The sequence below is a fragment of the Agathobacter sp. LCP21S3_B2 genome (assembly GCF_052118705.1).
In the GTDB taxonomy this organism is placed as follows: Bacteria; Bacillota; Clostridia; order Lachnospirales; family Lachnospiraceae; genus Roseburia.
This window is the reverse complement of sequence record NZ_JBQKGQ010000006.1, coordinates 25,318-47,278: the sequence shown is the minus strand read 5'-3', so window position 1 is coordinate 47,278 and position 21,961 is coordinate 25,318. Positions and strand designations below refer to the sequence as shown.

Sequence of the window (21,961 nt, the reverse complement as noted above, 5' to 3'; positions counted from 1 at the left end):
AAACGTCAACAATTACAAGCATTAACCAATAATATCTAGTAAAATACCACAATCTGACATTTATTGCAAATTTTCGGTAAAATCACAAATCAGTAGTTACTGTCCATTAAAAATACTATGCATCAATCTTGCTCACGGAAACCTCATACGCTGTGCGCTGCTCCACCTGTGTCTCACTGATCTTTTTCACATAGTCTCTGCTCTGGATTCTGCCCCATATCTGCACATGTGTGCCCACCTCAAAGGTCGACGCAAATCTGGCATTCCTTCCCCAGCAGATACATGGAATATAGTCTGACTTGCCATATGAGCGGTTCACTGCCACAAGCAGGTCTGCAATTTCTCGTCCAAGCGGTGTTTTCCTGTATATGGCCTCCTTGCAGATATAGCCGTCAAGGAAAATCTGATTGGCTGCATCCTCATCATAATCACTGTCCAATATCTCAAGCTCTCTTGCAAAGACAGAAAGTACCAGCCTGTTCTTCTTTTCCTCATGCCTGTTGAATGAACGGAACTGACCTCCTATGTAAACGCTTTTGCCTATGTAGTCACCCTCCACATTGATAAGTCTCTCTGACACCATTACCGGAATATAGTCCACGAAGTCAGAAAGTCTCCTGACCGAAACTTCCATCATATAGAAGCCCTCACCATACACCTCGTGACTAAACTGAAAATCCGAAACGATTTCTCCAATTATTGATACCTGGTTGTTTTCAAACATTTTATCTGCCATGAATTTTTGTCTCCCTTCCTTTTGTAAAATGTTTTTCCAGCTATTTTTAACATTTCCACAAAGTATATTTTCTCAAATAATGTCGACAAATCCAATAACATTTCACTTAATTTTTTAAAATCTTTCAATGAAAACTTGCACATTGGAAAAATTATGATAGAATAAGTTAGTTGCAAACTTAGCTTTATTTATTAAAGAAAGAAGGAAAATATGAAAACAACAAGAGACGATATTCGTAATATAGCAATTATTGCCCACGTTGATCATGGTAAAACAACACTTGTAGATGAGCTTCTCAAGCAAAGCGGTGTGTTCCGTGACAATCAGGAAGTTCAGGATCGAGTAATGGATTCAAACGACATCGAGCGTGAAAGAGGTATCACAATCCTCTCCAAAAACACAGCTATTCAGTATAAGGACATCAAAATCAACATCATCGACACTCCGGGTCATGCTGACTTCGGCGGTGAGGTAGAGCGTGTTCTTAAGATGGTAAACGGAGTTATCCTCGTGGTTGATGCCTTCGAGGGTGTTATGCCACAGACCAAGTTCGTAGTTATGAAGGCTCTTGCACTCAAGCTGCCTATCATTGTCTGCGTCAACAAGATTGACCGTCCGGAGGCACGTCCTAATGAGGTCATCGATGAAGTATTAGAGCTCTTCATGGATCTCGATGCTTCTGAGGAGCAGCTTGACTGCCCATTCGTTTTTGCATCAGCCAGAGACGGCTATGCCATGAAGGACTTAAACGACGAGAGAAAGGATATGACTCCTCTCTTCGAGACTATCGTAAACTACATCCCTGCTCCAACAGGTGATCCGGATGCCAACACACAGATTCTTATCAGTACAATCGACTACAACGAGTATGTAGGACGTATCGGAATCGGTAAAGTGGATAACGGTAAAATCAAGGTAAATCAGGAGGCTGTCGTTGTAAACCACCACGACCCTGACAAGCTTGAGAAGGTCCGTATCAGCAAACTTTACGAGTTTGACGGACTCAACAAGGTAGATGTAGTCGAGGCTAACATCGGTTCGATTGTAGCAATCTCAGGTATCGCAGATATCCACATAGGAGATACAATCTGCTCACCGGAAGCACCGGAGGCTATTCCTTTCCAGAAGATTTCAGAGCCTACAATCTCTATGAACTTCATCGTAAACAACAGCCCTCTTGCAGGACAGGAAGGTAAATTTGTCACTAGCCGTCACATCCGTGACAGACTCCTTCGCGAGCTCAACACAGATGTTTCACTGCGTGTCGAGGATACTGACTCACCTGATTCCTTCAAGGTTTCCGGACGTGGAGAGCTTCACCTTTCAGTACTTATCGAGAACATGCGCCGTGAGGGCTATGAGTTTGCTGTAAGTAAGGCAGAGGTGCTCTACAAGTATGATGAGAATGGCAAGAAGCTTGAGCCAATGGAGCTTGCTTACATCGATGTGCCTGACGAGTTTACAGGAGCTGTCATCTCAAAGCTTCAGCAGCGCAAGGGTGAGCTTAGAAATATGGGTTCTATCGCCGGAGGCTACACCAGACTTGAATTCCATATCCCTGCACGTGGACTTATCGGATACCGTGGTGAGTTCATGACCGATACAAAGGGTAACGGAATCTTAAACACCATGTTTGACGGCTACGAGCCATACAAGGGTGAGATTGCATACCGTGCAACAGGTTCACTCATTGCCTTTGAGTCAGGTGAGGCTGTAACATACGGACTCTTCTCTGCACAGGAGAGAGGAACACTCTTTATCGGACCGGGCGCTAAGGTTTACTCAGGAATGGTTATCGGACAGTGTTCAAAGGCCGAGGACATCGAGCTCAACGTATGTAAGAAGAAGCATCTTACAAATACACGTTCTTCATCAGCAGATGAGGCACTCACACTCGTACCACCTAGAGTATTAAGCCTTGAGCAGGCTATCGACTTTATTGATACAGATGAGCTTCTTGAGGTAACACCTGAGAGCCTTCGAATCAGAAAGAAGATTCTTGACCCTACTCTTCGTAAGAGAGCCGGTTTCAAGAAGAACTAAATCATGCTTTTCACATAAAGTTTTTGTTGCTGAAAAGTATACAGTAATTACACTTTAAGTAAATTTCAATCGAGTAGGAGGCGGTGGCTAACCGCCGTCCTCTCACAGCACCGTACGTACCGTTCGGTATACGGCGCTTTCAATAGTTGACGTGCACTGACTAATAGGCTGTGGCTAAATCATAAAAGCCGCTGTTTATCAGTCTTTCTTTTGTCATTGCCATGTTTACTGCAACTGTATGCGTTGCGAACCAATGTCCCCGTCGGGTATTACCCGCTTGCATTGCCAAGTCTTTGGGTACTCCCATCTTGATAAGGTTACGTACCCTCGTCCTTGGTTTCTTCCACTGTTTCCATATGCACATGCGTATTCTGTGATAGAGCCATCCGTTGATGTCATCTATGTTGTTATTCATGCTTGCAATTCCGTAGTAGTTAAGCCATCCTCTTGCATATACTTTGATTTTCCCAAGGCTTGGCTTGATTGACTGACATCGCTTACGGGAAGATAACTCCTTCAGTCTGGACTTAAACTTCTTCCATGACTTCGGATGAACTCGGACATATATGCCTTTTCCGTTCCTTCCCAATGCAAAGCCAAGGAATTTAAAATTTCGGATTGCAAACACGCTGACTGTACGGCTCTTTTCTCGGTTGACTGTAAGTTTCAGCCTCTCCTCAAGATATTTTGTACTGCTTTCCAAGAGTCTCTCTGATGCTCGCTTGCTCTTTGCAAGAAGCACGATGTCATCTGCATATCTTATGCATGGAACACCTCTTTTCAGGTATTCCTGGTCGAACTCATTGAGGTAGATGTTTGCCAGCAATGGTGATAGATTTCCACCTTGTGGTGAGCCTTCCTCTGTGTCAATTACCACTCCGTTTTCCATTACACCGCTTTTCAGATAGCGCTTTATCAACTGTACTACACGTTCATCTTTTACATTCTTTCGGAGAAGATTGATGAGAATTTCGTGATTAAGAGTATCGAAGTACTTTGACAAGTCAAGGACTACAGCGAATGTATAGCCTTGTTCTGCATACTCCTTAACCTTAAGTATTGCATCTTTTGCACTTCTGTTCGGACGATAGCCATAGCTACCATCTGCAAACAGCGGTTCATAGATTGGCACTAACTGTTGGGTTATTGCCTGTTGAAGTGTACGGTCTATCACTGTTGGTATGCCAAGCTTTCGCACACCACCATCTGGTTTGGGAATTTCAACTCGTCTTACTGGAGACGGAGTATACTTTCCACGATAAATGCGGTCAGTTATCTCTTGTTGATGTTCCTTTAGATATGGAAGAGCCTCTTCAATGGTCATGCCATCAATTCCCGGCGCTCCTTTGTTTGCCTTAACTCTCTTATACGCTCTGTTAAAGTTGTCTTTATACAGTATCGTTTCCAAAAGTCTCGGCTGTGCACTGTCTCTTTCTTTCCATATCCGATTGAATGACCTAGACGCTTTCACATACCCTTCATGTTCCGCATTATCTCTTTGCGAACAGCCATTGTTTTCAATGTTTTCTGCCATAGACGGTCATTCCTCCTTTCTCGGTCATACTCAAGACTCCTACTGATTCGGTCCTTCACCTCTCGGCTACTATGACCTCTGCTGACTTCTGTGCGTTCAGCATTGCTTTATGCAATGGTTACCTCTTTCAAGGCATACCGCACAGACCTCCCTAGGTACCACACGTTTCTTCCTCTCCATCCATCTGCCTCATTTATCATGCATGATTCCGTGTAGTTATCGGGCTTCAACATGGCTTGCTGCCTTACCCACATGCATGACCTCATATGAGATTTCTGTTCGTCAGACCAGAGATTTGCCCGTGAGTTAGTATATTCCTCACATCCAGCTTCCTTCAGATTCCATCTCACGATGGACACCATTGCTTTCGGCTATATCCTTCCCACTACCGGGCGGATTCGGGACTTTAACCCGTTAGAAACGTGCACCGCTAGGCGCACAAGACAAAAAATACCGTCAGGGAACATCTCCCTGACGGTATTTTTATTTGACGCGATTTATTTTTACAGTGCCTTGATTCTCTCAAGTGCCTTTACTGTGTTCTCATAGTTTCCGAAAGCAGTCAGTCTGAAGTAGCCCTCTCCGCTTGGTCCAAAGCCTGAGCCAGGTGTACCTACCACGTTGGCATTCTCAAGCAGGTAATCGAAGAACTCCCATGATGTCATCTGATCCGGTGTCTTGAGCCAGATGTATGGTGCATTTACTCCGCCGTATACTGTAAAGCCTGCCTCTGCAAGACCTGTCTTTATTGTCTTTGCATTGTTCATGTAGTATGCTACCTGATCCTTAAGCTGTGCTTTTCCGGCATCTGAGTAAACTGCCTCGCCTGCTCTCTGCACGATGTATGGTGCACCGTTGAACTTGGTTCCGTGACGGCGTGCCCACATAGCATGAAGTGATACATCACCACACTTAAGCTCCTTAGGTACTACTGTGAAGCCAAGACGCACGCCTGTAAAGCCGGCGTTCTTTGAGAAGCTTCTAAGCTCGATGGCACATGTCTTTGCACCGTTACACTCATAGATTGAATGTGGCACATCTGCTTCGCTGATATATGCCTCGTAGGCTGCATCAAAGATGATGACTGAACCATTCTTGTTTGCATAATCAACCCATACCTGTAACTGCTCCTTTTTGAGAGTTGTTCCTGTTGGGTTGTTTGGCAGACACAGATAAATCATATTCGGTACTTCCTTTGGAAGCTCCGGAACGAAGCCGTTATCTGCTGTTGAAGGCATATAGATTACATTGCTCCAGGTCTCTGTCTGAGCATCATATGTGCCTGTTCTTCCTGCCATGACATTGGAATCAACATATACAGGGTAAACAGGATCTGTAACAGCTATGCGGCTGTTTGCTGAGAAAAGCTCCTGGATGTTGGCTGAATCACTCTTTGCTCCGTCTGAAACAAAAATCTCATCTGCTGAGATATCGCATCCTCTTGCCTTGTAGTCGTTGTCTGAAATTGCTTTTCTGAGGAACTCATATCCGAGGTCAGGTGCGTATCCGTGGAATGTAGCTGCATTTCCCATCTCATCAACTGCCTTGTGCAGTGCATCGATGATAGCAGGTGCAAGCGGCTGTGTTACATCGCCGATTCCAAGCCTTATTATCTCTTTATCCGGATTTGCCTCCTGATAAGCTGCAACCTTTTTAGCTATTGTGCTGAAAAGGTAGCTTCCCGGTAATTTCTGAAAGTTATCATTAATCTGAAACATGTTTATCTCTCCTTTGTTACTTTACAATAAGTCTAATTTATCACTTTACCATGCAAGTGTAAATATATTTTTTATCATTATTTCTTTCATAAAATATTATGCTGCCTGCAATTATATTTTTTCATAGCTGTTCAAACCTTTGACATCAACAGCCCTACACATCAGTCATAAGGCTTAGTATCATCTGTGCTGTTTCCACAAGACCGGTGCCGTTATCCATGCTTCGCTTCTGGATATACCGGTGTGCTTCCTCCTCTGAAAATCCATTTCGTTCCATCAGTACAGCCTTTGCACTGCTTAGCATCTCCTGATCCTCCTTTGAACGTACCTTAGGCCTTTGCCTGAGCTTTTTCCTGCGGCGCGTTATCGTGTAATCCATCATCTCGACAGTCTGCAAAAGCTCATGCACTTTGAGTGGCATGGATAATGACATCAGATTATCCACATTCTTTTCCATGATACCCGCTGCCGACGCTATGAGAAGCATCTGAAACTCCTTAGGCATATACTCGTATATCTCACTGTACATCATGTCTGAAAATCTGTAGCCGCATATGATGATTCCCATATTCAGTCCGTTCATGCTCGAAAGTGCTGAAGCTCCTGTATTTGCAACCGCCGTGACTGTATAACCGCTCTGCGCTAATATTTTTTTGATTGAATTGGCTACTTCCTTTTTAGGAAATGCTATAACAATATTATTCACGGTTCGTTACATCCTTTAAAATTTGTACAGATATTCATCTATTTCCCATTTGGTAACCGCAGTTCTGTAATCGTTCCACTCTGCCTCTTTTGCCTCTATATACTTGTTGTAGATGTGCTCTCCGAGTATCTCGCGGATAAAGTCATCTGACTTAAGGCACTCAACCGCCTCGTGTAAATCAGCAGGAAGTGATTCAATTCCGAGTCTCTTTTTATCCTGTTCTGTGAGCTCAAATACATTCTCACGAAGCTCTGCATCCGGCTGTATCTTATTCTTTATGCCGTCAAGTCCTGCTGCCAAACACAGCGCCAGCACCAGATATGGATTTGCTGAAGGGTCAGGATTTCTAAGCTCCACTCTCCTTCCCTCGCCTCTTGCTGCAGGGATTCTGATAAGCGGACTTCTGTTTGTAGCTGACCAGGTAATGTAAATCGGTGCCTCATATCCCGGCACAAAGCGCTTATATGAATTGACAATCGGATTGGTGATGACCGTCATGCCCTTCATATGCTTCATGATACCGCCTATGAAGTAGTATGCCTCCTCGCTGAGTCCAAGCTTATCCTCCTCATTGTCAAATATATTGACACCGTCCTTTGAGAGTGACATGTTGATGTGCATTCCCGAGCCGCTCACACCATGCTTTGGCTTTGGCATGAAGCTGGCAAAAAGTCCGTGCCGCTTTGCGATTGTCTTTATAGCAAGCTTGAAGGTCATGATATTGTCGGCTGTATGAAGTGCCTCCTCATACTTGAAATCAATCTCATGCTGTGCAGGTGCCACCTCATGGTGTGATGCTTCTATCTCAAAATCCATATCCTCAAGAGTTAGAACCATGTCTCTTCTGGCATTTTCTCCCAAGTCATTTGGACCTAAATCAAAGTACCCTGCTCTCTCATGCGAGATGGTGGTAGGCTGTCCATTCTCGTCCAGGTGGAAAAGGAAAAACTCACACTCCGGACCTACATTAAATATATATCCCATCTGCTTTGCCTTTTCAATCTGTTTCTTTAATATATAGCGCGGATCTCCCTCAAACGGTGTACCATCTGCCATATAGACATCACAGATGATTCGTGCGACCTTGCCCTGCTGTGGTCTCCATGGAAAAATCATAAAAGTGTCAAGATCCGGGTGCAGATACATATCTGACTCCTCTATCCTCACAAAGCCCTCTATTGACGAGCCGTCGAACATGCACCTGTTGTCGAGTGCTTTCTCAAGCTGGCTGGCTGTAATTGCTACATTTTTTAATGTTCCAAAGATATCCGTAAACTGTAAACGGATAAACTCAATATCCTCCTCATCCACTATGCGGATAATATCATTCTTACTGTATTTTGCCATTTTAAATCTCCTTATTATTGCAAAAAGCTATAACCTTATCGTACTCCATCGCACCGCCAAACAAATCAAGAGCACTGCCTATTGTCACATTCAGATGGTTCTGTCCAAGCTGCCTGATGCATTTTAAATCGTCAAAGGATGACACACCGCCTGCATATGTGACTGGTATCCTTCCCCAGCTGCCAAGCATGGCGACAAGCTCCTTTTCAATGCCGTTTACCCTGCCCTCAACATCCACTGCATGTACCAGAAACTCGTAGCAGTATGAAGATAGCTTATCCAAAAGCTCAGTGGTCACGGCCTCATCCGTGAATTTCTGCCAGCGGTCAGTTACTATATAATACTGTCCGTCCTTTTTTCGGCATGACAAATCAAGCACCAGCCTGTCACTGCCCACAGTGTCTTTAAGCCTGTTTAGATTTTTATAGTTTATCCTGCCGTCTTTAAATACGTAGGATGTCACTATAACTGCTGCGGCACCGGCATCTATAAACTCCATCGCATTGTCTGCGGTGATGCCGCCGCCTACCTGTAAGCCCTGCGGATACGCTTTAAGCGCCATAACAGCCTGTTCCTTTGTAGCCTCATAATACTCGCTGTCCACAGAATTGAGCAGAATGATATGACCGCCTTTTATGCCGGATTTCCTATACATATCTGCATAAAACCGGCTGTCCTGCTCTGAGACGAAGTTCTCATTGGCAAAATCGCCCCTGTCTTTTAATGAACCACCGACAATCTGCTTTACTTTTCCATTGTGAATGTCGATGCATGGTCGAAATTCCATATTTTTCTCCCTGGTTTAGTTTATTGTGGCCCAAAAATCGTTACTGTCCACACCTTAGTGTGACATGCAAACATTGCCTTAAAGCCACTTAATATAAAATATAACATAATTTTCACTTTATTTGCAAAAGACTTACATTAGTTTTACTAATAAATAATATAATAATTTCATATCGGGCTTATAACTGCTTGACACCCACTCTTTAATTTGCTATCATCATACAAATTACATTAGTATATAAAGTATACCAGTATAATAACATAAGAAAGAGAGGAATTTAAAAATGGGTACTATTATCGGCGAAGGAATTACATTTGATGACGTTCTCTTAGTTCCACAATATTCTGAAGTAACACCAAATATGATTGAGCTTCAGACACATCTTACTAAGAAGATTGTCCTTAATATTCCTATGATGAGTGCTGCAATGGATACAGTCACAGAATCAAAAATGGCTATCGCAATGGCCAGACAGGGTGGTATCGGAATCATCCACAAAAATATGTCTATTGAGGCACAGGCAGACGAAGTCGATAAGGTAAAGCGTTCTGAAAACGGCGTTATTACCGATCCGTTCTATCTTTCTCCAGACCATACATTGCAGGATGCAGACAACCTGATGGCCAAGTTCAAGATATCAGGTGTGCCAATCACAAAGGACGGCAAGCTCGTAGGCATCATCACAAACCGTGATCTGAAGTTTGAAACAGATTTCACAAAGAAGATTTCAGAGTCTATGACTTCTGAGAATCTCATTACAGCTCCTGAGGGCATCACCCTCGATGAAGCAAAGAAGATTCTTGCAAAGGCAAGAAAGGAAAAGCTCCCTATCGTAGACAAGGACTACAACCTCAAGGGACTTATCACTATAAAGGATATCGAGAAGCAGATTAAGTATCCTCTTTCAGCAAAGGATGATCAGGGTCGTCTCCTCTGCGGTGCCGGAGTAGGTATCACAGGCAACATGATGGAGCGTGTTGATGCTCTTGTTAAGTCTCATGTTGATGTCATCGTTGTTGACTCAGCTCACGGACATTCAAAGAATATACTTGAGGCTGTTAAGAAGATTAAGGCTGCTTATCCGGATCTTCAGATAATCGCCGGAAATATCGCAACCGGTGCTGCTGCCAAGGCTCTTATCGAGGCCGGTGCAGATGCTGTAAAGGTTGGTATCGGACCTGGTTCTATCTGTACCACACGTGTCGTTGCCGGTATCGGTGTCCCACAGATTACAGCTATCATGGACTGTTACAAGGTTGCTAAGGAGTATGGAGTTCCTGTTATCGCAGATGGTGGTATCAAGTACTCAGGTGATATGACAAAGGCTCTCGCAGCCGGTGCCAACGTATGTATGATGGGCTCAATGTTCGCAGGCTGTGATGAGGCTCCGGGAACTTTCGAGCTTTATCAGGGAAGAAAATACAAGGTATATCGTGGCATGGGTTCTATCGCTGCCATGGAAAACGGAAGCAAGGACCGTTACTTCCAGGAGGGCGCTAAGAAGCTCGTTCCTGAAGGAGTTGAGGGTCGTGTAGCTTACAAGGGAACTCTTGAGGATACAGTATTCCAGCTTGTTGGTGGTATCCGCTCAGGAATGGGCTACTGCGGTTGCAAGACAATCGAAGAACTTAAGGAGAACGGACAGTTTGTCAAGATTACTGCTGCTTCTCTCAAGGAGAGCCACCCTCATGATATCCATATCACAAAAGAGGCTCCTAACTACAGCACAGACGATAAATAAACACATTTATTAATTCATAACACGAGGTAAAATATTTGGACGCTGACGACATATCGCAGATTATATTCTTATTAATACTATTAGCACTCTCCGCATTTTTTTCATCTTCGGAGACCGCTCTTACTACCGTAAACAAAATACGTATGAGAACCCTGGCTGAGGCTGGCAACACAAAAGCCAAAAAGGTGCTCAAGGTGACTGAGAACTCTCCAAAGATGCTCTCCGCCATCCTTATCGGCAACAACATCGTAAATCTTTCAGCATCATCGCTCACCACCTCGCTTGCCATCAAGCTGTTTGGCAGCGTCGGAGCAGGTGTCGCAACCGGAATACTTACATTCCTCATACTGATCTTCGGAGAGGTCTCTCCGAAGACACTTGCGACCATAAATGCTGACAAGATTTCACTCTCAATCGCAGGCTTTATATCAGTGCTCATGGTAGTGCTGACACCTGTAATATTTATCATCAACAAGCTTTCACTCGGAGTCATTTTCCTCTTTGGAATAAGACAAAGCGATGCCAAGCGCGTCATGACCGAGGAGGAGCTTCGTACAATCGTTGATGTAGGACAGGAGGACGGTATCATCGAGGATGAAGAGCGTGATATGATTCACAATGTATTCGATTTTGGAGATGCCGAGGCCAAGGAGGTCATGGTTCCGCGTATTGATATGACGTTTGTCCATGTTGATTCTACTTATGATGATTTGATTTCCTTATTCAGAGAGGATAAATTCACCAGACTCCCTGTGTATGACGAAAGCACGGACAACGTAATCGGTATCGTAAATATGAAGGATCTGCTGCTCCTTAAGGATGAGGATAAAGAGCATTTTTCCATCAGAAATATCATGCGTGAGCCTTACTTTACATATGAGCACAAGAATACAGCGAATCTGTTTCTCGAGATGCGCGAATCATCTATATCGCTTGCCATTGTCTTAGATGAATATGGTGTCACAGCCGGACTCATCACACTTGAGGATCTCTTAGAGGAGATAGTCGGTGAGATTCGTGATGAATACGACTCTGACGAACAGGATGATATCACAAGAATAAATGACTACGAATACATAGTTCTTGGCTCTGCAAATCTCGAGGATGTAAGCGATGAGCTTGGTCTGCACCTCGAATCAGACGACTATGACACAATCGGTGGCTACTGCCTTGAAAAGCTTGACCACCTGCCTGAAAAAAATGAAATAATCATCACTGATGACAATATCCTTCTCCGCATAGAGGCTGTTGATAAAAACCGAATCGAAAAGGTCTATATCAAATTGCCAAAGCCTGCCGAAGAAGAGAATTAAATTCAGGATCGTTTAACCAGCGGGAGTTCTCCATGAGACCTCCTGCTTTATTCTTGCCATAATACTTTTCGCTTATGAAGCGAATCTTGCCAAAGCTTTCTGTGCTGTCTTTAATTGTCGTATCTTTAAATGTAAGTGTTATTGTCTTTTGAGTCACATTACCATAACTATCCTTTGCCTCAATTAATATATCCATCACAGCTTTATCAACAACCTCTTTGATACGTTTATCATCAAAATTTCTGAGTATCAGATAGTTTGTCTGATTATTTCCAAATGCAATATCACTATCCTCCACATCTGTGGCAGATATCATGCTGCCTATTAAATTTTCAGTTATCATTCCATCATGCGCCTGTTTAACAGAAAAGAACATATCCTTCGCCTGTATCGTAGGTTCATGCTCCCAAAGTGCGTATAACGGTATCACGGCATTGTCAGCATAATCGATTCCCATCAATTCACAAAGCTGTGCAACCTTTATCTCTTCTCCCGGCAAATATCTCACATCAGGATATTTTTCGCCCGGCAGCCAGCCTATACACATATGCTGTTCCGGAAGTCTGACAGTATCCGAATACTTCACCTTTACCGAGATACCCGTGTCATACTCAATTGTGTACTGATTCTCATTCCAAACAGCGTATATATCCTTTGAAGGCATGCTTGCCATTATCCAGCTATCAGAAATGCCATATCCCTGTTCATACCCTGCATTAACTGCATCAGGAATATTTGCCCAGCCAGTCATATGATAGCCCTTTCGTTTCCAATCCACTGTCGGAAATGACTGATTTACCCCTCCATACACATATGTCATTGTCTTACAATCATTGCCATCCTCTCCGGCATTTTTCCAGAATTTCACCTCAACACTCTGAGCCTGTGCATACGCAGTATATTTCCCCGATGAATTTACCCAGAATGAATACGTGGAGGTGTTCATATTGCCATCATTATTCCAATTTTGAAACGAGTATCCATTCTGAATAGTTGCCGATATTTTGGCCAATGTGCCATAACAATAATTTCCACCGCCCGACACACCGGATATTCCTGTTGATTTTTCGACCTCTATACGGTGAAACAATCCGCTTACGGTTTTACCGTAATAGGAATGCAACGAGCTCAGTGCACTGTTGCTCCAGCCTGCTGCATTCGCTATACCGGTATATGTGTCATAGACCTTACCCCACGTTTGACCATTATCATTCATGCCACCTTTGTCAACACCATTTACTTTGAGTGTCATACAGGCATCTAAGGTTATTGTGCATTTGCCGGAATCAAATTTTTTAAAGGTCTGAGAGTTTAGGCTTTTTTTCATATTATATAAACTTATTGAATAAAGCCTGTACTCTTGTCCAACAGTCTTTTTCATACTGACAAATCTCAGTTGGCATCCTCCAAATTTGTAATTTACATTTTGAAGAATATTTCCATTCTCATCCTTTACACTCATTTTGTATCCTAAAGTTTTATATTTTGTGCCAGAATTAGACGTATTCCCAACTGAGCAAAAATAAATTTCCCCTTTTGTTTTACCATCAGCTTTAAATACCGCATTATTCCCATATTTATTATAATACTCTACCGGATTATTCCATTCATCTGCATTTACATACACCCTCTCACCATTCATGCTTCCAAATAAACAAATCATGAAAACTATTATAGCTAATAGTATTTTAACTATGATTAAATATTGTTCTTTAAACCAAATTTTCCTTCTAAAGTATTCCTGCACTCCAGCTATAATATATAAGATTCCCATATTCATCATATTCCCCCTTTGTATATATTGCCTCAAAATCATAGATACCGCTAAATTGCTCTAGTATCCAATTACCATTAGGCACTTCACTCAAAGACTTGGAAATATATCTATGGTTACCATCAACTCCTGCTGACATAGCTGGCAGTCCCCATTCATTAGCAATCTTCTGTAGCAATATATCTTCAACATCCGAGTCAGATAATTCCCCATTTGTCCACTGCTTCATCACCGAATCCAGATATGCCTTCTGCTCACCTGTCATTCCATTTCCTGCCTTGCTGCCATAGTACAGCCACCCTGCCTGCACCTGTTCCTTTTGTGGTTTAGGCTGCTCCTGCACCTGAGATGCAGGCTGTTGCGCCGGTTGCTGTGCCGGTTGTTGTGCGGGCTGCTGTGCCGGTTGCTGCGATGGCTGCTTCTGTGACTGGTCTGTTGAATTTGACTTACCACCTGCAGATTGCGTTTTTCCGGTTTTGCTGTCAGAATTACTCTTACTGCCTGCAGCATTCCCGGCAGCTGATGCGCTCTGTCCTCCTGTAGCAGCCTGGTCTGCCGAAATATTCTGTCCATCTGCGACAGCAGGGTCACTTGAGACATTTTGAGGCTCTTCAGTTCCATTTTCACTGCTATCAGTCATTTCAGCAGCAACCGGTTCACCTGCTTCTGTCTGCTCTGTCACATATACGCTTTCAGATGAAGCATCATTCATTTCCGAAGATATCTTTGCTGTTTTTACCTTCTTGCCTGAGCGTGTTGTTCCTTTGTCAACAGAGATTGCCGTTGTAATTCCTACAGCTAAAACCACAAGTACAGTGGCTGTGATTATTACGACTTTCTTATTCTTAAATATTTTCATGCTTTATTCCTCCATCGGCTGATCAGCCAGAATTATTTTTTTACAGCTTATTTTCTTTGTAATACCTATCGGAAGATTAAATTCCTCCTCAACCCCCGCTGAGATAATGCCCTTTTGCATATCACAAACATATACCATAGCATCCACCTCTCCATCTGCAGTAAAACGTTCCTCCAAATCGGATATAATTGCTTTTTTTACCTCATAATTGTCAACAGTTTCCTTATCCACAATATACATATTGGGCTCATAATAGCTCTCCATAGCACATTGAAGCACAGATGACAGCGTTTTTTCCATCTGATTTCTCCTGACGCAGACGTTGTATACACTAAGCGAAAGCATTGCAGTATACACTGCTATAAGACACCCTATTATGCCAAGCACAGTATTTTTCAATCTATCACCTCCACTCCTAATTGACAGGTATACTGACTTTTAAATAGTCTGTCATCTTGTTTGTGCAGGTCACCTTAACGTATAATGTATAGATTCCACTTTCAGTAAACTTTAATACCCTTCCATCCTCTGACATACATGCGTTACTGACCTCTCCGTTCATGTCAAACACTTCAAATGCCTGCATATCTGCCAGATTCTGTGCATTTGAAGTCGGATACAATAGGTCACTTATTTTGTACGAAGTTAAAGCATTAAAAAAATCATCACGTAAACTGAGCTTCGGAAGAGCAACATTTTTGTACTTATCATAGCTGCTGTTTGCCATATCATCAGCCAAAACCTCCTGTACAGCAAATGCCTCTCCAATATGCCTCTTCACCATAGAAAAAGAGGATAAAAGAATTATTCCAATCAAAGCAGCAATTATCATAGCTCCATATGTCTGCATTATTTCTTTCATTCAAAATCTCCCTATAATAAAATGTCTCTTATATTGGACTGTTCCCCCAAAGCTCTATCACCTTTGAAAGCATACCTCCCTGCGCCAGAAGAATACTTCCGATCAACACAATAAATGTACTTGTCGCCGCTGCTGCAATCAGCATGCCGCCATACTGTCTGAACAATTCCTTCATTTCATATCACTCCTTAAATCTTTTTATCTTTTTTTATCTAATGCAGCTTAAATGTACACTAAACTACCTGATAAATAATACTTAATCTCCCTATACCAGTGTCGCAATATATGTAAGCGTACTTATAACACCTCCACCAACAAGAAGCATGATAATGCTTCCTCCGAACTCTTCTACTATCAGTTCCATCGGTTTTTCCTCCTCCATTCATCTGTATTTTGTCAAAAGCCGTTTTGATACACTCCTAATACTCCTACAGTGCATATCCACTCAGTACATGCTTCTGCCTGATCCCGAAAAATGCGACAATATAGTCAAATTTCAGCTCAACCCTCGCCTTTGTTATCTGATTTGAATCAGGTATCTGCGAAGCATCGGCCACAGTTTTTGTGGTATTGTCAAGCATATAAAATGTAAGCTCCAATGTATCATCCACATCTGACGCATTCTTAAAACACCCCTTTGCAACTTCTCTGTTAAAATCACTGTCCTCCAGTTCATTTATAATCTGTGCATGAAGATTTTGTGCCTCCACAACAGTCATAAACCCCGACAAGATACCAGATGATGTAACCGTCATAAACATTATCAAAAAAATCCCAAAAAAGGCTTTCATTATCTGACTCATAAATCTCCTCCTAACCCACCTTGTATGCCAGAAAGCTGAGCAGAAAAACCGCCATATCCACTATAAGCTTAAATGACGCCGTAATTACCGGAGCAAGAAACAAAAGGTACATTCCTGCAGTCTTATCCTTTAATCTGGCAGTATCTGAAACATCAAGCAGCTCGAGATTTTTTGTAATAAGCTCGTCTATCTGACTGCCACAGCTTCCGCTGTTTCCTATAGAAACTGCATACAGCATGCCCATCGCTGCATTTATCTCAGGAAGCTTGAGGCAGTCAAGAAAACGGTGGTATGGACTTGAGCTTTCCGGCTCAACCTCAAGTCTGTTCACAAGCAGCTCCACCTCATCCTTTAAAATAACAGGAACGTGCTCTCTGGACTTTTGAATTGCCACCTGCACATTTTCACTCTGAATCAGCAATGCAAGGTCCATAAGCCATTTGGGAAATGCACTCTTTACCTCCGCTATAAGATTTTTCTTCATGAGCCTGTGTCCTATACGGTGCTGATTTAACATGACAAGTGTTATGCCCATTGCCACCACAGCCGGCCAGCTCCTGCCTTTATATAACAGATATCCTGTAATTATTGCGGGAATAACAGCCATTAAAAGAGATGTCTTAAATTCCTTAGCCGGATTATATTTCCTATACTCCTCAAGCTTCTTTGCATGCTTTTCATCATCCGGCAACAAATCTATGCTCAGATAATCTGTTTCCAGGAATTTCTGCCCCCAAAGTATAATCATGTCATCCATTATCACAAGCACAACAGCAAGAATCTGTACAATGATATTGCTGCTGATATCCATGTTTAAAATCGGCAGATACAATATAATTCCACTTATAATAACGGACATTACAACCGACAAAATAATCTGCTTAAACATCCTCTGACGTTCCTCAATATTGCGCAGTACTCTGCGCTCCCACGCACTCTTATCCTCAAGCAGAATCTTTGCTGACTCTTCTATATCCCCTCCATAATATTCAGCATGCGCCATAAACTCATGAACACTAACTATACGATTGCATTTGTATTCATCCTCTATTATCTTCATTGCATCAACAAACACCTGCGTCTCGTCAAAGGTAAGCATCATGTGTTCAATTGCCTTACTCACAACATCTCTCATCGTTCCGGGCTCAAGAGTACTCTTAACATCCTCAAAAGCACGTATAATCTTTTTCTCTTTCAGAAATGAATATAACAGTGTGTCAATATACAGGGAAACATCTAAAAACCGTTGTCTCTCTGCTTTAAAGCCGGTGTTTTTCCTACGATGAAAATACTGTGTAATCATCAGAAAAACAAGCACTACCGCCGTACTTATCCAGTTCAGCTTAAGCAGCAGATGCAAAACATATGTGAGAAACACAATCAATATATAATTCATCCTGCCTCCTCCTTTGCTTCCTTTGACAGAGCCTCATTCATCCTTATCTCATTGACAAAAACCTCACTGAACGGATTATCCACACCTTCTCTAAGGAATCTGCGCAGTATGACCTTTGGAATATCATGATCCACTATCTTGCCATCCGACACAAGCATAAAAACATGATTCATACAATTTTCCCTGTAGAAAAAACACACCTGATCTATATATCTGTACACAACGCCCTCATCGTTTCTCCTCTTACGTATCAATATCCCAACATCAAGCGCCTGATAAATATCGTTTTCCATTCTCTCAGCATCCACACGGCTTTCAAGCATATTGAGAATCCTGTCCGGGATATTGCGCACATCATCTGTGTGAAGTGTCGTCATGCCACGCACACCGGTACTCCAGCTCTGCAGCAGATATTTTACCTCCTTTGAGCGAGCCTCCGATAGCATAATCCACTTCGGATTCATTCTAAGACATGACTTGATAGCCTCAGAATAGCCAAATACATCCTCACTCACCTTCATCTCTATGCAGTCCTTGCCCGGATTTGTCTCAGCATAGCGTATCTCGAGCGTATCCTCAATCGTAATAACACGCTCATTTGCCGGAATAAACTGAGAAAAAAACTTCACACACTCCGTCTTTCCAATGCCCGGCATGCCACAAAAGGTGATATTCATCTTGGTCCTGACACAGTTAATCAAAACAGCTAAAAGCTCCTCCGAACAGAACTTCTCCGCAATCGCAGATTCTGCTGTAAGTCTGATAAGCGGCGGTGTCTTTCTGATACTTATGCTTCTGCCGGATTTTGCAACCGACTCATGAAGTATCGTTACCCTAAGCTCGCTTGTCTCGGCCTCAAGCTCCGGATTTCGCTTGTTGAACTGTCTGCTCACAACATTGGCAATGCGCTGTGTAAACTGCTCCACAAATGCAGGCGTCATATACTGTGTAACAAACTGCTGATTGGCTCTGAATCGCTCATTAAAGATATTGGTAAGCCATATTTCTTTGCCGTTGTAATCTATATCCGTTATCTCATCGCTGGCCACAAAGCTCCACAGTGGCCCAAAATATTCTTTTCCAAGCTCCATAAGCACACCCCTACTTAATATGTGTCTGTGCCTGTTTAAAAAAGCTTGTTATAAGGTCCTTAAAGGCCTTTCCCATGACACTGTTTGCGTCAGTTCCGATAACCGCCGTAATAACAACAATGATTGCTAAAATAGCGACAACTGTGATGAGTATTCCACCATATTCCTGAAAAATTTCCTTCATAATATTCAAATCCTTTCTTCAAAAAAATATATAATATCTCTTAAAATCAAACTCAAATATGTTTAAATAAATATATTAAACATATAAATACATGTAAAATATAAATACGTGTAACTTGCAATTACATTTAACTTATAAATAATGGGAAAAAAATAGTGGCCGAAAATGCCACAAAAAGAAACCTGCATAAAACATATGCAAGACATAATTTAAAAAGATATTTATATCATACACAAAAATCGGGATTTGTAAATACCAAATCCCGAAAAATGTGCACAAATATTTATTTGTTTTTTATACATATATCACATATTCATTTTGGACAAATATGCTGATTATACGCCTATCTGTTAGGACATAACAGAGATTTTATGCCTCAAGCAGCTTGTTTACACTGACAAGACGTGTGACAACAACAAACACCTCAGCAGCCTTTTTCAGCTCATCAAGTGATGGATATGTCGGAGCAATTCTTATCACGCAGTCATCAGGATCCTTCTTGTAAGGGAAAGGAGAGCCTGCACCTGTCATTGTGACACCTGCCTCCTTGCACTTTGCAACGATTTCCTTCGCACAGCCTGAAAGAGCCTCAAATCCGAAGAAATATCCACCGAGTGGCTTAATCCATGTTCCGATGCCTCTTGAAGCAATTTCATCTGTGAGGATATTCTCAACCAGCTCGAACTTAGGTCTGATAAGAGCTGCATGCTTTGCCATATGAGCCTTGATACTATCTGCATCCTTAAAGAATCTTGCATGACGAAGCTGATTAATCTTGTCGTGTCCGATTGTCTGTATAGTAAGGCGCTTCTTGATATCCTCGCGGTTTTTCTCAGACGTGCAGATACCTGCCACACCGGCACCCGGGAATGTCACTTTGCTTGTAGAGCAGAACTCAAATACCATATCAGGATTGCCCTCTTTCTCGCAGAGCTCAAGGATATTTGGAATCTCTGCCTGATTATCGTCATAGAGATGATGAACTGTGTATGCATTGTCCCAGAAGATTCTGAAATCATCTGCTGCCGGCTTTAATTTTGCAAAGCGCTCGACAGTCTCATCTGAGTATACAACACCCTGTGGGTTGGAGTATTTCGGAACACACCAGATTCCCTTTACAGAAGCATCGTTGTTGACATATTTCTCGACCATATCCATGTCAGGGCCATCCTCCGTCATAGGAATGTTGATCATCTCTACTCCAAACTCCTCAGTGATTGCAAAATGTCTGTCATAGCCCGGTACAGGACAGAGGAACTTCACCTTGTCAAGCTTGCACCATGGTGTGTTGCCGCAAAGGCCAAAGATAAATGCACGGGCAACCTGATCATACATGATATTAAGGCTTGAGTTGCCATATACAATAGCCTGCTCCGGCTTTGCTCCTACCATGCCTGCGATAAGTGCCTTTGCCTCCGGGATTCCGTCAAGGCATGCATAGTTTCTCACATCAAGCCCTGATTCACTCTTCATATCACTGTCTGATTTCAAGACATCGAGCATAGGAAGTGAGAGGTCAAGCTGGTCTGCTCCCGGCTTTCCACGCGACATGTCAAGGCTTAAGTCAAGATTCTTAATCTTCTCGTACTCAGCCTCAAGTGCTGTCTTTTCCTGCATTAACTCTTCCTTTGTCATTTCTGTATACTTTTTCATTTAAAGATCCTCCTGGTCTGATTTTCTAAATATTTGTGTTATTATCAACTATTTGCAATTATTCAAGCTTCATCTATGCACTTTCATGTATCACAGTCTCTGTGAAGCTCATCCATGTGTGCTTTTATCTTTGCCTCATAGCCTATATCCGTAGGCTTGTAAAACACTCTGTCTGTAAGGCCATCCGGCAGATACTGCTGCTTCACATAATGGTTTGGATAGTCATGCGCATATTTGTACCCGACTCCGTGCCCGAGCTTTTCTGCCGCACCGTAATGGGCATCCTGCAGATGTGCCGGAACAGCCGGTGTCTTAGTCTGCTTCACGCAGCTCATCGCTGCCGATATCGCATTATATGATGCATTGCTCTTTGGCGCGCATGCCATGTATGTGACAGCCTGCGACAGAATAATCTGCGCCTCAGGCATTCCCACGCGCTCGACCTCTGCCGCCGCCGATGCCGCTACAACCATAGACATCGGATCTGCATTGCCTATATCCTCCGATGCGAGTATCATAATTCGTCTTGCGATAAATTTCACATCCTCACCGGCATACAGCATCCTCGCCAGATAATAGACCGCTGCATCCGGGTCTGAGCCACGCATGCTCTTTATAAAAGCAGAGATGGTATCGTAATGGTTATCGCCCTTCTTATCATAGGAGATAACTCTTTTTTGTATGCATTCGCTCGCCACATCAATAGTGATATGAATGATGCCGTCGTCTGACCTTTCCGTGGTCAGTACACCAAGCTCAATCGCTGTGAGCGCTGCTCTCGCATCTCCGTTTGACACGTCTGCAAGAAAATCAAGCGCATCATCATCTATCTGTGCATTGTATGCACCCATGCCCTTTTCTGTGTCAGTCAGTGCTCTCTTAAGAAGTACCTTTATATCATCCGTTGACAGCTTTTTAAGCTCAAAAATAACTGAGCGCGAAAGTAAAGCACCGTTTACCTCAAAGTAAGGATTCTCAGTGGTCGCTCCTATCAGAATAATGGTGCCATCCTCCACATACGGAAGCAGATAATCCTGCTGCCCCTTGTTGAAGCGGTGTATCTCGTCGATAAAAAGTATCGTCTTCTTCTGATACATGCCCTGATTATTCTTTGCCTGCTCCACGACCTCTTCCATGTCCTTCTTGCCTGCAGATGTTGCATTAATCTGCATAAACTCAGCACTGGTAGTGTGGGCTATGACCTTTGCCAGAGTGGTCTTTCCGGTGCCTGGCGGCCCGTAAAAGATGATGGAGCTGAGCTTATCTGCTTTAATCGCACGATACAAAAGCTTGTCCTTTCCCACTATGTGCTGCTGCCCGACCACCTCATCAAGCGTTGTCGGACGCATCCTTGAGGCTAAGGGACCGCTTGTTTCCTTATTCTGTTCTCTCATGTAATCAAATAAATCCATAT

At 42.8% G+C, this 21,961-nt stretch carries 20 protein-coding genes; 3 read left to right on the top strand and 17 right to left on the bottom strand.

Going from position 1 to position 21,961, the window contains the following annotated elements; all coding sequences use genetic code 11:
• Positions 1-115 precede the first annotated feature (115 nt).
• Positions 116-736 (bottom strand): single-stranded DNA-binding protein, encoded by a 621-nt coding sequence (locus ACTQ1L_RS05825; protein ID WP_321112093.1) that lies wholly within the window; start codon positions 734-736, stop codon positions 116-118.
• A 210-nt stretch (positions 737-946) separates the two neighbouring features.
• Here ACTQ1L_RS05825 and typA point away from each other — a divergent pair, with 210 nt between their 5' ends.
• Positions 947-2,779 carry a translational GTPase TypA gene (gene typA / locus ACTQ1L_RS05820; RefSeq protein WP_441365933.1) on the top strand — a complete coding sequence of 611 codons (1,833 nt, stop codon included), beginning with the start codon at positions 947-949 and terminating at the stop codon, positions 2,777-2,779.
• Positions 2,780-2,939: 160 nt separating this feature from the next.
• Here typA and ltrA read toward each other — a convergent pair whose 3' ends face one another.
• The 5 genes from ltrA to hisA form a co-directional block, all read right to left on the bottom strand.
• A complete protein-coding gene (gene ltrA, locus ACTQ1L_RS05815; RefSeq protein WP_441365931.1) occupies positions 2,940-4,313 on the bottom strand; it encodes a group II intron reverse transcriptase/maturase in 1,374 nt (457 codons plus the stop codon).
• 503 nt (positions 4,314-4,816) lie between these two features.
• The gene (locus ACTQ1L_RS05810) at positions 4,817-6,031 is read right to left on the bottom strand and encodes an LL-diaminopimelate aminotransferase (protein WP_441365930.1); all 1,215 of its coding nucleotides are present in this window, start codon (positions 6,029-6,031) and stop codon (positions 4,817-4,819) included.
• 154 nt (positions 6,032-6,185) lie between these two features.
• Entirely contained in the window at positions 6,186-6,737 is a 552-nt protein-coding gene (locus tag ACTQ1L_RS05805) for an ANTAR domain-containing response regulator (protein ID WP_055062059.1), read from the bottom strand.
• Between the two features lie 15 nt (positions 6,738-6,752).
• The gene (gene glnA / locus ACTQ1L_RS05800; protein WP_441365928.1) at positions 6,753-8,084 is read right to left on the bottom strand and encodes a type I glutamate--ammonia ligase; all 1,332 of its coding nucleotides are present in this window, start codon (positions 8,082-8,084) and stop codon (positions 6,753-6,755) included.
• 1 nt (position 8,085) lies between these two features.
• Positions 8,086-8,871 (bottom strand): phosphoribosylformimino-5-aminoimidazole carboxamide ribotide isomerase, encoded by a 786-nt coding sequence (gene hisA, locus ACTQ1L_RS05795; protein ID WP_441365926.1) that lies wholly within the window; start codon positions 8,869-8,871, stop codon positions 8,086-8,088.
• Positions 8,872-9,154: 283 nt separating this feature from the next.
• On the opposite strand from hisA, the gene guaB reads away from it, so the two are divergent.
• Both guaB and ACTQ1L_RS05785 read left to right on the top strand, forming a co-directional pair.
• Positions 9,155-10,612, top strand: a complete 1,458-nt coding sequence (gene guaB / locus ACTQ1L_RS05790; RefSeq protein ID WP_441365925.1) for an IMP dehydrogenase — start codon at positions 9,155-9,157, stop codon at positions 10,610-10,612.
• A 35-nt stretch (positions 10,613-10,647) separates the two neighbouring features.
• On the top strand, positions 10,648-11,925 hold the full coding sequence (locus tag ACTQ1L_RS05785) for an HlyC/CorC family transporter (RefSeq protein WP_441365923.1): 1,278 nt from the start codon (positions 10,648-10,650) through the stop codon (positions 11,923-11,925).
• Here ACTQ1L_RS05785 and ACTQ1L_RS05780 read toward each other — a convergent pair.
• The 11 genes from ACTQ1L_RS05780 to ACTQ1L_RS05730 all read right to left on the bottom strand — a co-directional run bounded on the left by ACTQ1L_RS05780 (position 11,891) and on the right by ACTQ1L_RS05730 (position 21,959).
• Complete coding sequence (locus ACTQ1L_RS05780) at positions 11,891-13,177, bottom strand: InlB B-repeat-containing protein (protein ID WP_441365921.1); 1,287 nt, start codon at positions 13,175-13,177, stop codon at positions 11,891-11,893. The two genes, ACTQ1L_RS05785 and ACTQ1L_RS05780, sit on opposite strands and share 35 nt — an antisense overlap.
• 478 nt (positions 13,178-13,655) lie before the next feature.
• Positions 13,656-14,558 (bottom strand): hypothetical protein, encoded by a 903-nt coding sequence (locus ACTQ1L_RS05775; protein ID WP_441365919.1) that lies wholly within the window; start codon positions 14,556-14,558, stop codon positions 13,656-13,658.
• Between the two features lie 3 nt (positions 14,559-14,561).
• A complete protein-coding gene (locus ACTQ1L_RS05770) occupies positions 14,562-14,957 on the bottom strand; it encodes a hypothetical protein (protein ID WP_321111931.1) in 396 nt (131 codons plus the stop codon).
• Between the two features lie 16 nt (positions 14,958-14,973).
• Positions 14,974-15,420 (bottom strand): hypothetical protein, encoded by a 447-nt coding sequence (locus tag ACTQ1L_RS05765; RefSeq protein ID WP_441365917.1) that lies wholly within the window; start codon positions 15,418-15,420, stop codon positions 14,974-14,976.
• Positions 15,421-15,448: 28 nt separating this feature from the next.
• The gene (locus ACTQ1L_RS05760) at positions 15,449-15,595 is read right to left on the bottom strand and encodes a hypothetical protein (protein WP_321111933.1); all 147 of its coding nucleotides are present in this window, start codon (positions 15,593-15,595) and stop codon (positions 15,449-15,451) included.
• A 253-nt stretch (positions 15,596-15,848) separates the two neighbouring features.
• A complete protein-coding gene (locus ACTQ1L_RS05755) occupies positions 15,849-16,223 on the bottom strand; it encodes a hypothetical protein (protein WP_321111934.1) in 375 nt (124 codons plus the stop codon).
• A 10-nt stretch (positions 16,224-16,233) separates the two neighbouring features.
• Positions 16,234-17,619 carry a hypothetical protein gene (locus ACTQ1L_RS05750; protein WP_321111935.1) on the bottom strand — a complete coding sequence of 462 codons (1,386 nt, stop codon included), beginning with the start codon at positions 17,617-17,619 and terminating at the stop codon, positions 16,234-16,236.
• Positions 17,616-18,710 (bottom strand): ATPase, T2SS/T4P/T4SS family, encoded by a 1,095-nt coding sequence (locus tag ACTQ1L_RS05745; protein WP_441365916.1) that lies wholly within the window; start codon positions 18,708-18,710, stop codon positions 17,616-17,618. The genes ACTQ1L_RS05750 and ACTQ1L_RS05745 overlap by 4 nt, the downstream gene beginning before the upstream one ends.
• 10 nt (positions 18,711-18,720) lie before the next feature.
• On the bottom strand, positions 18,721-18,894 hold the full coding sequence (locus tag ACTQ1L_RS05740; RefSeq protein WP_308657363.1) for a hypothetical protein: 174 nt from the start codon (positions 18,892-18,894) through the stop codon (positions 18,721-18,723).
• Positions 18,895-19,263: 369 nt separating this feature from the next.
• Complete coding sequence (locus ACTQ1L_RS05735) at positions 19,264-20,547, bottom strand: aminotransferase class I/II-fold pyridoxal phosphate-dependent enzyme (RefSeq protein ID WP_441365914.1); 1,284 nt, start codon at positions 20,545-20,547, stop codon at positions 19,264-19,266.
• 83 nt (positions 20,548-20,630) lie between these two features.
• Positions 20,631-21,959 (bottom strand): replication-associated recombination protein A, encoded by a 1,329-nt coding sequence (locus ACTQ1L_RS05730; RefSeq protein ID WP_441365913.1) that lies wholly within the window; start codon positions 21,957-21,959, stop codon positions 20,631-20,633.
• Positions 21,960-21,961 lie beyond the last annotated feature (2 nt).

Bases quoted from the DNA above. Each gene is read 5' to 3' on its own strand.
- ACTQ1L_RS05825 (WP_321112093.1), bottom strand. From the start codon at position 736: ATGGCAGATAAAATGTTTGAAAACAACCAGGTATCAATAATTGGAGAA.
- typA (WP_441365933.1), top strand. From the start codon at position 947: ATGAAAACAACAAGAGACGATATTCGTAATATAGCAATTATTGCCCAC.
- ltrA (WP_441365931.1), bottom strand. From the start codon at position 4,313: ATGGCAGAAAACATTGAAAACAATGGCTGTTCGCAAAGAGATAATGCG.
- ACTQ1L_RS05810 (WP_441365930.1), bottom strand. From the start codon at position 6,031: ATGTTTCAGATTAATGATAACTTTCAGAAATTACCGGGAAGCTACCTT.
- glnA (WP_441365928.1), bottom strand. From the start codon at position 8,084: ATGGCAAAATACAGTAAGAATGATATTATCCGCATAGTGGATGAGGAG.
- hisA (WP_441365926.1), bottom strand. From the start codon at position 8,871: ATGGAATTTCGACCATGCATCGACATTCACAATGGAAAAGTAAAGCAG.
- guaB (WP_441365925.1), top strand. From the start codon at position 9,155: ATGGGTACTATTATCGGCGAAGGAATTACATTTGATGACGTTCTCTTA.
- ACTQ1L_RS05780 (WP_441365921.1), bottom strand. From the start codon at position 13,177: ATGACACTCAAAGTAAATGGTGTTGACAAAGGTGGCATGAATGATAAT.
- ACTQ1L_RS05775 (WP_441365919.1), bottom strand. From the start codon at position 14,558: ATGAAAATATTTAAGAATAAGAAAGTCGTAATAATCACAGCCACTGTA.
- ACTQ1L_RS05765 (WP_441365917.1), bottom strand. From the start codon at position 15,420: ATGAAAGAAATAATGCAGACATATGGAGCTATGATAATTGCTGCTTTG.
- ACTQ1L_RS05760 (WP_321111933.1), bottom strand. From the start codon at position 15,595: ATGAAGGAATTGTTCAGACAGTATGGCGGCATGCTGATTGCAGCAGCG.
- ACTQ1L_RS05755 (WP_321111934.1), bottom strand. From the start codon at position 16,223: ATGAGTCAGATAATGAAAGCCTTTTTTGGGATTTTTTTGATAATGTTT.
- ACTQ1L_RS05750 (WP_321111935.1), bottom strand. From the start codon at position 17,619: ATGAATTATATATTGATTGTGTTTCTCACATATGTTTTGCATCTGCTG.
- ACTQ1L_RS05745 (WP_441365916.1), bottom strand. From the start codon at position 18,710: ATGGAGCTTGGAAAAGAATATTTTGGGCCACTGTGGAGCTTTGTGGCC.
- ACTQ1L_RS05740 (WP_308657363.1), bottom strand. From the start codon at position 18,894: ATGAAGGAAATTTTTCAGGAATATGGTGGAATACTCATCACAGTTGTC.
- ACTQ1L_RS05735 (WP_441365914.1), bottom strand. From the start codon at position 20,547: ATGAAAAAGTATACAGAAATGACAAAGGAAGAGTTAATGCAGGAAAAG.
- ACTQ1L_RS05730 (WP_441365913.1), bottom strand. From the start codon at position 21,959: ATGGATTTATTTGATTACATGAGAGAACAGAATAAGGAAACAAGCGGT.